Source organism: Tomitella cavernea (assembly GCF_016599145.1).
Lineage (GTDB): Bacteria > Actinomycetota > Actinomycetes > Mycobacteriales > Mycobacteriaceae > Tomitella > Tomitella cavernae.
This window is the reverse complement of the sequence record NZ_JAENKO010000001.1, coordinates 215,163-229,535: the sequence shown is the minus strand read 5'-3', so window position 1 is coordinate 229,535 and position 14,373 is coordinate 215,163. Positions and strand designations below refer to the sequence as shown.

General features: G+C 67.3%; 14 protein-coding genes. 11 read left to right on the top strand and 3 right to left on the bottom strand.

Going from position 1 to position 14,373, the window contains the following annotated elements:
• Positions 1 to 15 precede the first annotated feature (15 nt).
• Positions 16 to 1,203, bottom strand: coding sequence for an acyl-CoA dehydrogenase family protein (locus JJ683_RS01190; RefSeq protein ID WP_200170831.1), 1,188 nt, complete (start codon positions 1,201 to 1,203; stop codon positions 16 to 18).
• A gap of 163 nt (positions 1,204 to 1,366) precedes the next feature.
• Here JJ683_RS01190 and JJ683_RS01185 point away from each other — a divergent pair, with 163 nt between their 5' ends.
• From JJ683_RS01185 to JJ683_RS01135, 11 genes are all read left to right on the top strand, one after another.
• Positions 1,367 to 1,555: a ferredoxin gene (locus JJ683_RS01185; protein ID WP_182346015.1), complete on the top strand. Its 189-nt coding sequence runs from the start codon at positions 1,367 to 1,369 to the stop codon at positions 1,553 to 1,555.
• Between the two features lie 490 nt (positions 1,556 to 2,045).
• Positions 2,046 to 2,756, top strand: a complete 711-nt coding sequence (locus tag JJ683_RS01180; protein ID WP_207279857.1) for an MlaE family ABC transporter permease — start codon at positions 2,046 to 2,048, stop codon at positions 2,754 to 2,756.
• 4 nt (positions 2,757 to 2,760) lie between these two features.
• On the top strand, positions 2,761 to 3,609 hold the full coding sequence (locus JJ683_RS01175) for an MlaE family ABC transporter permease (protein ID WP_200170829.1): 849 nt from the start codon (positions 2,761 to 2,763) through the stop codon (positions 3,607 to 3,609).
• A 13-nt stretch (positions 3,610 to 3,622) separates the two neighbouring features.
• Positions 3,623 to 4,801 (top strand): MCE family protein, encoded by a 1,179-nt coding sequence (locus JJ683_RS01170; RefSeq protein ID WP_200170828.1) that lies wholly within the window; start codon positions 3,623 to 3,625, stop codon positions 4,799 to 4,801.
• A 4-nt stretch (positions 4,802 to 4,805) separates the two neighbouring features.
• Positions 4,806 to 5,846 (top strand): MCE family protein, encoded by a 1,041-nt coding sequence (locus tag JJ683_RS01165; RefSeq protein WP_200170827.1) that lies wholly within the window; start codon positions 4,806 to 4,808, stop codon positions 5,844 to 5,846.
• An 88-nt stretch (positions 5,847 to 5,934) separates the two neighbouring features.
• Positions 5,935 to 7,059 carry an MCE family protein gene (locus JJ683_RS01160; RefSeq protein ID WP_200170826.1) on the top strand — a complete coding sequence of 375 codons (1,125 nt, stop codon included), beginning with the start codon at positions 5,935 to 5,937 and terminating at the stop codon, positions 7,057 to 7,059.
• Positions 7,056 to 8,378, top strand: a complete 1,323-nt coding sequence (locus JJ683_RS01155) for an MCE family protein (RefSeq protein ID WP_200170825.1) — start codon at positions 7,056 to 7,058, stop codon at positions 8,376 to 8,378. The genes JJ683_RS01160 and JJ683_RS01155 overlap by 4 nt, the downstream gene beginning before the upstream one ends.
• Entirely contained in the window at positions 8,378 to 9,772 is a 1,395-nt protein-coding gene (locus tag JJ683_RS01150; protein WP_200170824.1) for an MCE family protein, read from the top strand. The genes JJ683_RS01155 and JJ683_RS01150 overlap by 1 nt, the downstream gene beginning before the upstream one ends.
• Complete coding sequence (locus JJ683_RS01145) at positions 9,769 to 11,232, top strand: MCE family protein (protein WP_200170823.1); 1,464 nt, start codon at positions 9,769 to 9,771, stop codon at positions 11,230 to 11,232. Before JJ683_RS01150 ends, JJ683_RS01145 begins: the two co-directional genes overlap by 4 nt.
• Positions 11,233 to 11,272: 40 nt before the next feature.
• The gene (locus JJ683_RS01140; RefSeq protein WP_200170822.1) at positions 11,273 to 11,965 is read left to right on the top strand and encodes an Rv1363c family protein; all 693 of its coding nucleotides are present in this window, start codon (positions 11,273 to 11,275) and stop codon (positions 11,963 to 11,965) included.
• Complete coding sequence (locus JJ683_RS01135; RefSeq protein ID WP_200170821.1) at positions 11,962 to 12,642, top strand: hypothetical protein; 681 nt, start codon at positions 11,962 to 11,964, stop codon at positions 12,640 to 12,642. Before JJ683_RS01140 ends, JJ683_RS01135 begins: the two co-directional genes overlap by 4 nt.
• Positions 12,643 to 12,654: 12 nt before the next feature.
• On the opposite strand, the gene JJ683_RS01130 is transcribed toward JJ683_RS01135, so the two are convergent.
• Together JJ683_RS01130 and JJ683_RS01125 are read right to left on the bottom strand one after the other, a co-directional pair.
• On the bottom strand, positions 12,655 to 14,109 hold the full coding sequence (locus JJ683_RS01130) for an alpha,alpha-trehalose-phosphate synthase (UDP-forming) (protein ID WP_307810615.1): 1,455 nt from the start codon (positions 14,107 to 14,109) through the stop codon (positions 12,655 to 12,657).
• Positions 14,110 to 14,165: 56 nt separating this feature from the next.
• A complete protein-coding gene (locus JJ683_RS01125) occupies positions 14,166 to 14,345 on the bottom strand; it encodes a hypothetical protein (protein ID WP_200170820.1) in 180 nt (59 codons plus the stop codon).
• Positions 14,346 to 14,373 lie beyond the last annotated feature (28 nt).

The following is a 14,373-nucleotide window of genomic DNA, read 5'->3' as shown; positions in this document are numbered from 1 at the left end:
TCCGTGCGCCGGAGGTCAGCGGCGGGAGGCGGGCTGGCCGAGCGCGGTCATCGCGATGATGTCGCGCTGGACCTCGTTGGTGCCGCCGCCGAAGGTGAGGATGAGCGACGAGCGGTGCATACGCTCGAGCCGGCCCCGCAACCGCGCCCCGGGGGAGTCCTGGCGCAGGCACGCGTCGGGGCCGAGGACCTCCATGAGCAGCCGGTACGCCTCGGTGGCGAACTCTGTACCGAACACCTTGCATGCCGAGGCGTCGCCGGGGCTCGGTGCGTGCTCGGCGCTCCACGCGATCTCCCAGTTCATCAACTTCAGGTACTCGACCTTGGCGTGGACGCGCGCCAGGTTCAGTTGCACCCACTCCTGATCGATCACTCGACGGCCGTCGGTGAGCCGGGTGGACAGCGCCCACTCGATGGTGGTCTCGAGCGCCCCGACGATGGGGGCTGCGGAGGTGAGGGCGACGCGTTCGTGGTTGAGCTGGTTGGTCATGAGCTTCCAGCCGCCGCCGGCCTCGCCGACGACGTTCGCCGCCGGGACCCGCACGTCCTGGTAGTAGGTCGCGGACGTGTCGGGGCCGGCCATGGTGTGCACCGGGGTGTAGGAGAACCCCGGGGTGTCGGTGGGGACGATCATCATCGTGATCCCCCGGTGCTTCTTGGCCTGGCGGTCGGTACGGGCCGCCAGCCATACGTAGTCGGCGTACGCGATGAGGCTCGTCCACATCTTCTGCCCGTTGACGATCCAGTCGCCGGAGGCGTCGTCCTGCACCGCGGACGTGCGCAGGCTGGCGAGGTCGGTGCCGGAGCCCGGTTCGGAGTATCCGATGGAGAAATGCACCTCGCCCGCGGCGATCCGGGGCAGGTAGAACGCCTTCTGCTCGGGAGTGCCGAAATGCATGATCGTCGGGGCCACCGAGTTGATGGTGAGGAACGGGACCGGCGCGCCGGCGATCGCCGCCTCGTCGGTGAAGATGAGCTGGTCGATGGTGGACCGGTTCTGGCCGCCGAACTCCTCCGGCCAGCCCAGCGCCAGCCATCCGTCCTCGCCCATCTGGCGGACGACATCCCGGTAGGCGGTGCCCTCGCCGTATTCGCCGCTTTGCACGGAGAGCGCCTCGCGCCGCTCCGGCGTGATCAGGCGGGAGAAGTACTCACGAAGCTCGGCGCGCAGCGCCTCCTGCTCCGGGCTGTAGGCGATGTGCATGTGACCTCCGTTTGCGGGAAGGATGCCCCGGCGGGCCGTTCACAGGGCGCCGGCTGCTGTGCGGTGCCTCACGGTCGATCATTGCACATGGTTGGAACACGTTCTAGTGTGTGGTGCACGCCGTCTCGGCGGAGGCGGTACGGATCTCAGGAGGAGTGAGCCGATGAGGGTGAAGGTGGACCTGAACCTGTGTGAGGCCAACGCGATCTGCTGCGGGCTCGCACCCAAGGTTTTCGAGCTCGATGACGAGGACATCCTGCACGTCAAGGTGGACGAGGTCCCCGAGGAGCTGCAGAAGCGCGTGCAGATGGCCGTCGACCGCTGCCCCAAGGCTGCGCTGAGCAAATACTGACGGTCCGCGATGCCGCGGGCGCGGCATCGCGGACGGATGGTCGAGGATGTGCGCCGGCCGGGATGTCCGGCCGGCGCAATGCTGCCGTGGGAATGTGCCGCGCGGACCGCAGTGTCGTCCGTTCGGCGTAATCGGACGGGCGCCCGGTGAGGCGGATCACAGGTGCTGTACGGTGCATACTGCAACACGTTCTCGTTGACGGCGGAGCGGTGCGTGCGGGAGTGAAGTCCGTGCTGCACGCAGTGGGCGGGGCGGCGGTGCCGCCGGCGGCTCGGGCCGCCGTTCCGCTTGGCGACGGGTGACACGGATTCGGCGGGGTCACGGATCCGGAGCGCGTACTGGTGGATACTGTGTCCGCGCCGTACGGATAGGACGCAGATCACGTGGCGGGTCAAAGGGTCGCAGCTTCGTACGAACGAGTACTCAGGGAGGAGGTCCGGTGAACAAGGTCTTGGAAGGCCCCGTCAAAGGCATCGGCGGGTTCTTTGCGATGACGCTGGACTCCTTCCGCTACACGTTCTCGCGGCCCGTCCAGTGGCGGGAGTTCATCGAACAGGCGTGGTTCATCGCCCGCGTATCGATGATCCCCACGATCCTCGTCGCGGTGCCGTTCACGGTGCTCGTCAGCTTCACGCTGAACATCCTGCTGCGGGAGATCGGCGCATCGGACCTCAGTGGCGCGGGCGCCGCGTTCGGCACGATCAGCCAGGTCGGCCCCATGGTGACGGTCCTCATCGTCGCCGGCGCAGGGGCCACGGCCATCTGTGCCGACCTCGGCGCGCGCACCATCCGCGAAGAGATCGCGGCCATGGAGGTGCTCGGCATCGACCCGGTCAAACGGCTGGTGATCCCGAGGATGTGGGCGTCGATGCTCGTGGCGATCCTGCTCAACGCAATGGTGTCCACCATCGGTATCTTCGGCGGGTTCGTGTTCTCCGTGTTCCTGCAGGATGTCAACCCTGGCGCCTTCGTCAACGGCATCCCGGTCCTGACCGACCTGGGCGACCTGGTGATCTCGGAGGTGAAGGCGGGTGTCTTCGGTGTCGTCGCGGGCCTGGTCGCCTGTTACCGGGGGCTCACGGTCAAGGGCGGCCCCAAGAGCGTGGGGGACGCCGTCAACGAGACCGTCGTCTACGCCTTCATGGCGCTGTTCGTGGCCAACGTCATCATCACCGCTGTCGGCGTGAAGATCGCGGGGTGACGGCATGGCAGTGATCACCGGGAGGTTCCCGCGCACGCGCAGGCAGGTGGGCCGCGCGTCGGACAGCGTGGACGACTTCGGCAGGCAGGCCTACTTCTATTGGCAGGCCATCATCAACATCCCCTTCGCGCTGCGCAAGTACAAGAAGGAGACGCTGCGGCTGATCGCGGAGATCAGCATGGGCACCGGCGCGCTCGCGATGATCGGCGGCACCGTCGTCATCGTCGGGTTCCTTACTCTGATGGCCGGCGGCACCATCGCCACACAGGGATTCGCCTCGCTCGGCGACATCGGCGTCGAGGCGCTGACGGGCTTCTTCGCCGCGTTCATCAACGTGCGCATCGCCGCTCCGGTGGTGGCGGGGATCGGCCTGGCGGCCACCATCGGAGCCGGCTCCACCGCACAGCTCGGCGCCATGCGGGTCAGCGAGGAGATCGACGCCCTCGAGGCCATGGCCATCTCGTCGGTGCCGTACCTGGTCAGCACGCGGGTGGTCGCCGGAATGATCGCGGTCATCCCGCTGTATTCGCTGGCGGTGATCGCCTCGTTCATCGCCAGCCGCTTCTCCACGGTGGTCCTGTTCGGTCAGTCCGCGGGCATCTACGACCACTACTTCACGACGTTCCTGCAGCCGTTGGACATCCTGTGGTCGTTCTTCCAGGCGATAGCGATGGCGATCGTGGTGATGCTCGTCCACACCTACCACGGCTACAACGCCTCCGGCGGTCCCGCCGGCGTGGGCGTGGCCGTGGGCAACGCCGTGCGCACGTCGCTGATCTGCGTCGTCACCGTGACCCTGCTCATCTCCCTGGCGATCTACGGAACGTCCGGCAACTTCCACCTGTCGGGTTAGGGGGCAGCAGACGATGAGTACACGCCCCGGAGCCCCGGTCAACTACAAGCTGTTCGCGTTCGTTCTCGCAGCGGTGCTGGTGGGCCTGATCGCCATCGCCGTCACGTCGTTCCTCGGAGGATTCCAGTCCAAGGAGCACGTGACACTGCGCGCGGACCGTGCCGGGCTGGTCATGGAGCCGGACGCCAAGGTCAAGATGCGCGGCGTGCAGGTCGGCTTCGTCGAGTCGATCGAGCACGAGCTCGGTGGAGCGGTGCTGGACCTGGCCATTTACCCGGACCAGATGGATCTGATACCCGCGAACGTGCGCGCCGACATCCGTTCCACGACGGTGTTCGGCGCCAAGTACGTCAATTTCGAAGAGCCGGCCGACCCGTCGGCCGAGCACCTGCAGCCGGGCGACATCATCGAATCGCAGAACGTCACGGTCGAGTTCAACACGCTCTTCCAGCACCTGACGGACGTGCTCAACACGGTGCAGCCGCAGAAGATCAACGCGACGCTGGGCGCCGTGGCGACGGCGCTCGACGGCCAAGGGGCGGCGCTGGGGGAGACGCTCGTGGGCGTCGACGACTACCTCGAGAAGATGAACCCGAGCCTGCCGGACCTGCGCAACGTGCTGCAGAAGTCCGCGCCCGTCACCGACATCTACGCGCAAGCCACGCCGGACCTCATGTCGCTGCTCGACAACACGACCGCCGTGGGCGGGACCATCGTGGACAAGTCGGAACAGTTGGCGGAGAGCCTCGCCGGCGCCAAGTCGATGGCGGACACCGGAAAAGCGGTGCTGGATTCCGCGGGAGACGACTTCATCACCTCGGCGGATCTGCTGCAGCCCACGGTGGGCCTGACACGCGAGTACTCGCCGGTGCTCACGTGCTTCATCGTCGGCATCGCCAACGCCAAGGACGCCGGCGAGGCCGCGTTCGGCGGGGCGCAGCCCGGGCTGTCGCTCACCTCCGGGTTCCTGCCGGGTGCGCCGTCGTACCAGTATCCGGAGAACCTGCCCAAGGTGAACGCGAAGAACCCGCCGAGCTGCTACGGCCTGCCGTGGCTGGGCGAGGGCGTGCACGCGCCCTACGTGGTCACCGACTCGGGCGTGAACCCCACCGTCACCGAGCAGCAGCGGGCCAACCCGCAATCGCTGTGGGCGTTCCTGCTCGGCCCGCCGCCGCCCGGATGGACGTGGTGACCCGATGAACAAGACACCCCTGAAATTCACCGCCCTCAAACTGGGCGTGTTCACGCTGGTGATGCTGCTGATCCTGGCCGGACTGGTCGTGGTGTTCAGCCAGTACCGCACCGGTACCACGGAGGACTACCATGCCGTGTTCGAGAACGCGTCGAGCCTGGAAAGCGGGGACAAGGTCGCCATCGCCGGCGTGACCGTGGGCACTGTGACCGGAGTGCACATCACCGACGACAATCTGGCGATGGTCGACTTCAACGTGGACGACATGTACGAGCTCTCCACGACCACCGAGGTGGCGGTGCGGTACAAGGACCTCGTCGGCAACCGCTACGTGGAGTTGATCAAGGGCGCCGAGCCGGGTACGCCGTTGGGCGTGGGCGCGACGATCCCGACGGAGCGTACCGAGTCCGCGCTCGACCTGGACACACTGCTGGGCGGGTTCAAGCCGCTATTCAAGGCGCTGGACCCGGAGCAGGTCAACATGCTGGCGAAGTCGCTCATCGACGTGTTCCAAGGGCAGGGGCAGCAGCTGGTGAGCCTGTTGGGCAGCACCAGCTCGTTCTCGAAGACGCTCGCGGACCGCGATCAGCTGATCGGCGACGTGATCGACAATCTCAACGCAGTGCTGGGGACGATGGACCAGCACAAGCAGGAGTTCAGCGGCATCGTCGACAACGTCCAGAAGGTCGTGAGCACCCTTTCGGCCAGCCGCGACGCGGTGGTGGGCGGAATCAGCAGCATCAACGACGCCTCCGGCACGATGGCGTCGCTTCTGGAGGACACCCGCCCCGACCTCAAGAGCGATGTGGCCGAGCTGGATCGGCTCATGGGGCTTCTGTCCACCGACGAGGCGACCTCGGAGTTCGACTGGGTGCTGTCGAACATGCCCGCCGCATTCCGGCAGGTGGTCCGCGTGGGCACCTACGGGGCCTTCTTCAACTTCTACCTGTGCGGCGTGACGTTCAAGGTGGGCGACGAGAACAATCCCATCTACATTCCGCTCAAGAACCAGACGACGGGAAGGTGTGCGCCCGTTGATGATTAAGCGATCCCGACGGAGCCCCGCAACCGGGGGCGCCCGGAGGAAGCCAGGGCTGTGGACGCGGCTGCGGTCGCTGCCGCGGTTCCGCGACATGAACCCGATCCCGATCGCCATCATCGGATTGGTCCTCACCGCCGCCGTGGTGCTCGGCGCGCTGCAGTACGACAAGCTGCCGTTCATCAACTCGGCCACCGGCTACCAGGCGCAGGTGGCGGATGCGGCGGGACTCAAGTCCGGCGACGACGTGTTCGTGGCGGGGCTCAAGGTCGGCAAGGTGGGCTCCATCGGCCTGCAGGGCGATCACGTGGTGGTCGACTTCACCGTCGACAGCGACATCCGGCTCGGTAAGGACACCGTCGCGGCGATCTCCACCGAGTCGATGCTGGGCAAGCGCGGGCTGCAGGTGCGGCCCGTGGGCGCCGGCGATCTCGGCGAGGGGGGAGTGATCCCGTTGTCCCACACCTCGACCCCGTACGCGCTCACCGAGGCCCTGGGCGACCTGGCGACCAACGTGGGGGAGATCGACACGGATGCGGTCACCGAGGCGCTCGAGTCCTTCTCCGACAGCTTCGCCGACGCGCCGGAAGAGCTGCGGGGGGCGCTCGACGGCGTGACCCGGCTGTCGAAGAGCATCAGTTCTCGTGATCAGCAGCTTCAGGACCTGTTGAAGAAGACGAACGGCGTCACCGGCGTGCTCAAGGACCGCAGCGAGCAGCTCAACGCCCTCGTGGTGGACGCGAATTCGCTGATGGCCAAGCTGGACGAGCGCAAGCAGATGCTGAATCAGCTGATCGTGCACATCGGCGCGGTGTCCACCCAGCTCACCGGATTCGTCGAGGACAACGAGCAGCAGCTCAAGCCCGCGCTCGACAACCTGCACACGGTGATGCAGGTGATGGAGAAGAACTACGCCAACATCTCCGATTCGCTCGACGGCGTCACCAAGTACATGTATGCGCTGGGCGATTCCGTCGCGAATGGTCCATACTTCCTGGCCTACATCCAGAACTTCCTCAATGCCATGGACTACCCCGGTGGTGTCCAGACCACTGACATGCTCAAGCCGCTGCTCGCTCAAATGGCGCAGCAGACGCCGGCTGCGGCGCAGCTGTTCGACGCGGCGAAGAAGCAAGCGGGGGCGCCCGCGCCCGGTGCCGGCGCATCGCAGGACGGTGCCGGCGGCGGGCCACAGAACACCGACGGGGGTGGACGATGACCGCTTACAAGGGCTACCTCCGCTCAGTGATCGCGGTCGTGCTGGTGCTGCTGGTCTGCGTGAGCGCTTGGCTGGTGTGGCCGGGCAACCAGCGGTACACCGTCACCGCGTACTTCACCTCGGCGACGGGGATCTACGAGGGAGACTCGGTCCGCGTGCTGGGCGTGCCGGTGGGCGAGGTCACTTCGATCACCCCCGACGGGACTCGCAGCAAGTTCGAGCTCTCCATCGACAAGGGCGTGGACATCCCCGCCCAGGCCAGCGCGATCATCGTCGCGCAGAGCCTGGTGACGTCGCGGTTCGTGCAGCTCACCCCGGTGTACACCGGTGGCGACAAGCTCGAAGACGACGCCGTGATCCCCATCAGTCGCACCGCGGTGCCGGTCGAATGGGATGAGATCAAAAAGGAGCTGTCGAAGCTCACCGAGGCGTTGGGACCGCAGGGCGACGAGCCCGGAGCACTCACCGATTTCCTCAACGTCACCGGCGACACGCTCGACGGCAACGGCCAGCGGATCCACGACACGATCAAAGAACTCGCGGCCGCGATGAACACTTTCTCCGACGGCAGCGACGACCTGTTCGGCACCATCAAGAACCTGCAGGTGTTCGTCAACGCCCTTGCGGACAGCAACCAGCAGATCGTCTCGGTCAGCGGGCACCTGGCCCGAGTGTCCGACGTGCTCGCCGACAGCAACCAGCAGCTGGACTCGTCGCTCAAGAGCCTCGACACGGCGGTGCAGGACGTCCAGGGCTTCCTCACCGACAACCGCTCCGAGCTGAGCCGGTCGATCAAGGAGCTCTCCGAGTTCACGAGCGTGATCGCGGACAAGAAGGATCGGCTGGCGCAGCTTCTGCATGTGGGGCCCACCGGGCTGGTGAATTTCTACAACATCTACCAGCCGTACCAGGGCACCTTCACCGGCGCGATCGCGCTCAACAACACCAGCAACCTGGTGGACATGGTGTGCGGTGCCATGGGCGGATCCGACGGTACCGGGCCGAACCCCGACGTCGACACCTGCATCAAGGCGCTGGCACCGGTGATCGGTTCCATCGCAATGAACTATCCGCCCGCGGGATCGAACCCCATCACAGGGATCACGGCCACACCGGATCAGGTCGTCTACACCGATCCGAGCTTGCGGAACGTGCCCAAGCTCGAGCCCCCGCGCCTGCTGCCCAATGCGACCCCGCTGAGCGACGTGGACATCCGGCGCACCGATGGCGGGGACGGCAAGACCGACGCGGATGCGACGCCCGGTAGCGGCCTCGGCGGTCTGCTCAATCCCGTGCTGCCGCAAGGAGGCGGTGACTGATGCGCAACAGGCACTTCGCCGGACGGCGGCTGATCGCCGCCACGGCACTAGGATGCGCCGCCCTGCTTGCGAGCGGTTGCACGTGGAACGGGCTCAACTCACTGCCGCTCCCGGGCACCGTCGGGACGGGCGATGATGCCTACCAGATCACCGCTGTCGTGCCCAATGTGGGCACATTGACGCAGAACTCGCCGGTGATGATCGACGATGTCACCGTCGGCAGTATCCGCAAGATCACCGCGGACGAGAATTGGAATGCGCGCGTGACGATCGGGCTGGAGGCGGGCACGAAGGTGCCGCGCGGAACGCGCGCGATGGTGGGCCAGGCGAGCCTGCTGGGCTCGCAGTACCTCGAGCTCGATCCGCCTGAGGGAGGCGGGGCGGGAAGCGGGTACCTCGGTGCGGGGGACGTGATCCCGCTGCAGCGGGGCGGCCGATTCCCGAGTACGGAGCAGACACTGTCGACGCTGTCAGTGGTGCTCAACGGAGGCGGCCTGGCGCAGCTGCAGGACATCACCACGGAGCTCAACGCCGCGCTGGGCGGCAACGAGAACAGCCTGCACGATCTCATCCCCAGGCTCAACGACCTCGTGTCGACGCTCGACGAGCAGCGCGGCGACATCGTCGCTGCGATGGACGGCGTCGACCGCCTCAGCGCCACCGTCAACGAGCAGAACGACGTGCTGGCGGACGCGCTGACCGGGCTCGAGCCGGCCACCAGGGTGCTGGCCGACCAGAAGGATACGCTCACCGACGCGATCGTGGCGCTGGGCAACTTCAGCGCCAAGGCGGACACGGTGCTGACCGAGAGCGGGTCCGACCTGCGATCGCTCACCGCGGACCTCAAACCGATTCTCGGCGCGTTGGCGGACGCGGGAAAGAAGCTGCCGGAGACGCTGTCGCTGCTGTTCACTTTCCCCTTCCCGATGGAAACGTTGTTCAACGCGATGCGAGGCGACTACACCAACCTGTGGGACGAGGTCGACCTGACCGGGCAGCGCATCCAGCGCTCGCTGCTCGTCGGCAGCCCCGCCCAGCCGTGGTCGGACACCGACTGGGCGAAGAAGATGGCGGACGCCGGCGGCGACATCGGCGATCCGTTCAATCCGCGGATGCCCGACCCGGCGGCGGTGGAGGCCCCGGGGGGCGCCCCGGCGAAGGGTGGGGAGGGTTCCGTCGCCGCGCCGGCGCCGCAGGAGGCACCGGCACAGTCCTCGACCGCGCAGGTTCCGAACGTAGAGGTTCCGAACGTACAGGTTCCGAACGAGCCGGCCCCGACGCCGGGCGGCGACGGACAAGGCGCAGGTGCTGCGCCGCCCGTGGAACCTGAGCCGGTGTTCGACGCCCCGGTCGCAGAGCTCTTCGGCCCGCCGGCGACAGGAGAAGACAAATGATGCTCAGCCGGTTCGTCCGGATCCAGCTGGTGATCTTCCTGATCCTCTCAGTCATCGGCGTCACGGTGATGGCCACGCAGTACATGCGCGTAGGTGACCTGCTGGGGATCGGGCAGGACGCGATCACCGTCGATCTGCCGAGCAGCGGCGGGCTGTATGAGAACGCGAACGTGACCTACCGCGGTAGCAACGTCGGAAGAGTCAAGTCGGTCGATCTGACCGCTGACGGGGTGAAGGCACGCCTGTCCGTCGACGGCGACGCGCGCATCCCCGTCGACACCGAGGTGGCGGTCCGCAGCGTGTCGGCGATCGGCGAACAGTACGTGGAGTTCCTGCCGCGCACCGACAAGGGGCCGTACCTCGATGACGGGGCGGAGATCCCCGAAGACCGGGTGAGCATGCCGGTCGACATCGGGCCGATCCTCGACAAGGCCGATGCGCTGCTGTCGACGGTGCCGCGCGACAAGCTCACCAGCCTGGTCGACGAGACCTTCACCGCGTTCGAGGGGGTGGGGCCGGACCTGCGTCGTCTCATCGAGTCGAGCAAAACCCTGATCCAGGATGCGCAGGACAGCTCCGATGCGACCAAGAGCCTGCTCGCGGAGTTGGGGCCGTTGCTGGACACTCAGGTGATCTCCGGGGACGACCTGAAGTCGTGGGTGCACGATCTGGCGGCGTTCACCGGGCAGGTCAGGGCTGACGATCCGCAGGTGCGCTCCGTGCTGGACAACGCGCCGGGCACGCTGCGTGAGGCACAGCAGACCTTCCAAGACGTCGAGAAGTCGCTGCCACTGTTGATGGCCAACGCTGTCACACTCGGCAAGGTCACGTACACCTACAACGATTCGATCCAGCAGATGCTGGTCGTATACCCGGCGCTGATGGCCGCTCTGCAGACCATCACCACCTACGCGTCGAATCATGGGGACAAGCTGCCGCTCGATTTCCATCTGCAGCTCAACGAGCCGCCGGCGTGCACGGTCGGATATCTGGCTCCGGACCAGCGCCGTCCGCCCAACGAGGTGTCGGTGCCGGTGACGCCGGACGGAATCTACTGCCAGGTACCGCAGGACTCGCCCATCGCGGTGCGCGGCGCGCGGAACGCACCGTGCCCGAATCAACCGGGCAAGCGCGCCCCCACGCCGGCGCTGTGCAAGGATCCGCGCGGGTTTGTACCCTTGGGCGAGAATCCGACACCGTTCGGCCCGCCGCAGCCTGACGTGCCCGGCATTCCCCCCGGCACCTATGAGGGGCTGGGAGATCAGCGCAACAGTGCGCAGCCGAGCAGCGCCGAACAGGGCGAGGGGCAGATCGGCACCGCCTCCTACGACCCCGGCACGGGCCGGTATGTGGCGCCGGACGGCACTGTGACCGTGGACAAGAGCCTGACAGGGACGGACGGCGAGACCGTGGCGGGCGAAGATTCGTGGCAGGCCCTGCTCACTGCGCCGGGTGCGTGAGAGCAGGCGCTGCCGCGCCGATAGCACTGAGGACGGGTAAGTGAGAGGACTGCGTAGACGCGCGCGCGGCGAGGACCGCACGCCCGTAGGCGACGGTGCCGATGAGCGTGCGCAGGACGATGCCGTCGCACAGGACGACTCTGCTGCACAAGACGGACCCGACACTGACGGCCACGTCCCGGCATCGGGAACGGTCGGCACGCCGGATGCCGCGCCGCCGGAGCGGAAGCCTCGCGCCTGGCTATTCCCCGTCGTGTCGGGGGTGGTCATCGTGGCCCTCCTGGTCGCGATGAGCCTGCTTCTGTGGCAGCGCTACGGCGTCTCGGGTCCGGAGTCCGCCGCGGGCGGAACGCAGGGCGCGCTGCAGTCGCCCGCCATCGACGTCGCGGAGAAGGTGGTGCTGGGAGTCACCAACGTCAACCCCGACACGGTGGATGCGAACGCGGACGAGGTGCTCGCGAACAGCACCGGATCCTTCCACGACGACTACCAGGCGGCGCAGGGGCAGTTCGCCACCCTCGTGGGCAAGGCGGACGCGACGTCTGCGGGTACGATCGTCCGATCCGGGCTCGAGTCCCTCCAGGGTGATACCGCGACAGTGCTGGTGGTCGTGTCGACGGACGTGCAGAACAAGGCGCTGCCCGAGGCGTCGCAGCGCGGATTTCGCCTCCGGGTGACATTGGAGAAGGAGGGGAACACCTACAAGGTGTCGAATCTGGAGCAGGTGCCGTGACGGCGGACGACGACTCGACCGGCGCAGACGCGACCGGCGCAGACGCGACCGGCGCAGACGCGACGAGCAGCGACTCCGGGAAGCCGGGTCGGGGCCGCGCGCGGCTGTTCGTGCGGGCCGTGACCGTGGCGGTCATCGTGGTGCTGGCCGCGGTAGTGGGCTGGCTGGCCTGGGGCTACCTCTCCGAGGACTCGGCGCACACCGAGGCGGCCGCGGCGATCGGACAGACCCCCGAAGGCGACGGCGACCCGGCCTCCAACGGGGCGGGCGCACCCGTCGTGTGGGGCCGCGGGACCGGGCCGGCGACCGCGGCGGTGCGCGCCGCGGTCAGCGGCACGGAGTCCATCTTCGGCTACACCTACGACAAGGCGGAGCAGCAGCTCGACGACGCCTCGAACGCGTTGACCGGCGACTTCCAGGACGAGTTCCGCAAGTACGTGTCCACGCAGCTCGTCCCGGCGGCCAAGGACAAGAAGGCGTCGGTGGCGGCCACCGTCGTGGGCGCCGCGCCCGTTCGGTTCTCGGGCGATGCGGCGCAGGTGCTGGTCTTCCTCGACCAGGTGGCCAAGACGGAGGGTGCCACGCAGACGGCGTTCACGCCCAGTCAGTTGATGGTTTCTCTGGACTATGCCGATGGGAAATGGCTGATCAGCGACGTGCAGCGCATCGCCTACTGACCGGCCGCGAGTCTACTGCGGTTCCTGCGCGGAGGTCGACCGGAGCACGTCGAGGAACATCCGGGCCCACCGGTCCACGTCGTGCGCCAGCACCTGCCTACGCAGCGCCCGCATCCGGCGGCGGCCCGTCTCGCGATCCTGGGAGACCGCGGCCGTCATCGCGTTCTTCACTCCGTCGATATCGTGCGGGTTGACCAGGTAGGCCTGCTTGAGCTCGGACGCGGCGCCGGCGAACTCGCTGAGCACCAGGGCCCCGTCCAGGCGCACCTTGCTCGCCACATACTCCTTCGCCACCAGGTTCATGCCGTCGCGCAGCGGCGTCACCAGCATGACGTCGGCGGCCACGAAGAACGCGGTGAGCTCCTCGCGGCCCACCGGGCGGTGCATGTAGTGCACCATCGTGCTGCCGACCTCGCCATATTCGCCGTTGATGCGGCCGACCTGCTCTTCGATGGACCTCCGCATGATGGCGTACTGTTCGACCCGTTCGCGGCTGGGCGTCGCCAACTGCACCATCACGGTGTCGGACGGGTCCAGGCGTCCCTCCTCGAGGAGCTCGCCGATCGCACGCAGACGCATGTCGATGCCCTTGGTGTAATCCAGGCGATCCACGCCCAGCATGATCACACCCGGGTCACCGAGCTGCCGGCGAATCTCGGCGGCCCTGTCACGTACGGCCCGGCTGCGAGCGAGGCGGTCGATCCTGGACGAGTCGATGGAGATGGGGAAGGCGCCGACGCGCACGGTGCGCCCCTCGTGGGTGATCGAACCGTGGCGAGCGAGCGGGCGGATGTATCCGCGGCTCGTCGGCAGGCCCAGAAGTTTGCGCGCGAGGATCATGAAATTGTCCGCGCCCCCGGGGAGTTGGAACCCGATCAGATCTGCTCCCAGCATCCCCTCGACCACTGCGCGCCGCCACGGAAGCTGCATGAACAGCTCCACGGGCGGGAAGGGGATGTGGAGGAAGAAGCCGATGGTCAGGTCTGGGCGCAGCGTGCGGAGCATGCGGGGAACGAGTTGCAGCTGGTAGTCCTGCACCCAGACGGTTCCACCGGTGGCGGCCGTCTTCGCCGTGGCCTCCGCGAAACGCCTGTTGACGTCCACGTAACTTTCCCACCACTCGCGGTGGTACTCGGGTTTGACGGCCAGGTCATGGTAGAGCGGCCACAGCGTGCCGTTGGAGAAACCCTCGTAGTAGCGCTCGTAGTCGTCGGAGTCGAGAGGCACCGGGTGCAGCTCCAGGCCGTCCTCGACGAACGGCGCGACGTCGGTATCGGCCTGCCCGGGCCAGCCCACCCAACCGCCGGAGTTGTTCCGCAGGACGGGTTCGAGGGCGCTGACAAGCCCACCGGGGGAGCGGCGCCACTCCGGCTCGCCGTCCTCGCCGGTCACCATGTCCACCGGGAGCCGGTTGGCCACGACGACGAAGTCCGAACCGACGTCCTGTTCGCTCACGCACGCCTCCACACCATCACCAGCGCCGACCGCCGGGCGGCGGCCGGATCAACACCGATGGTGCCAGGTCAATCCGCGCGGGGCTGCGGGTCGATCCCGAGCATCGACAGGAACATGCGGCATTCCTCCGCATCCGCGGCGAACGCGGCGACGACGCGCTGTGCCTGATGCGTGGTCTCGTCCGCCAGTGGTGCGAGGTCCTCGTCGAGGTCCTGCGCAGCATTGCCGCCGGTGGTACTGGCCGCCATCGGTTCCTCCATATTAGGGCTCGTGCGG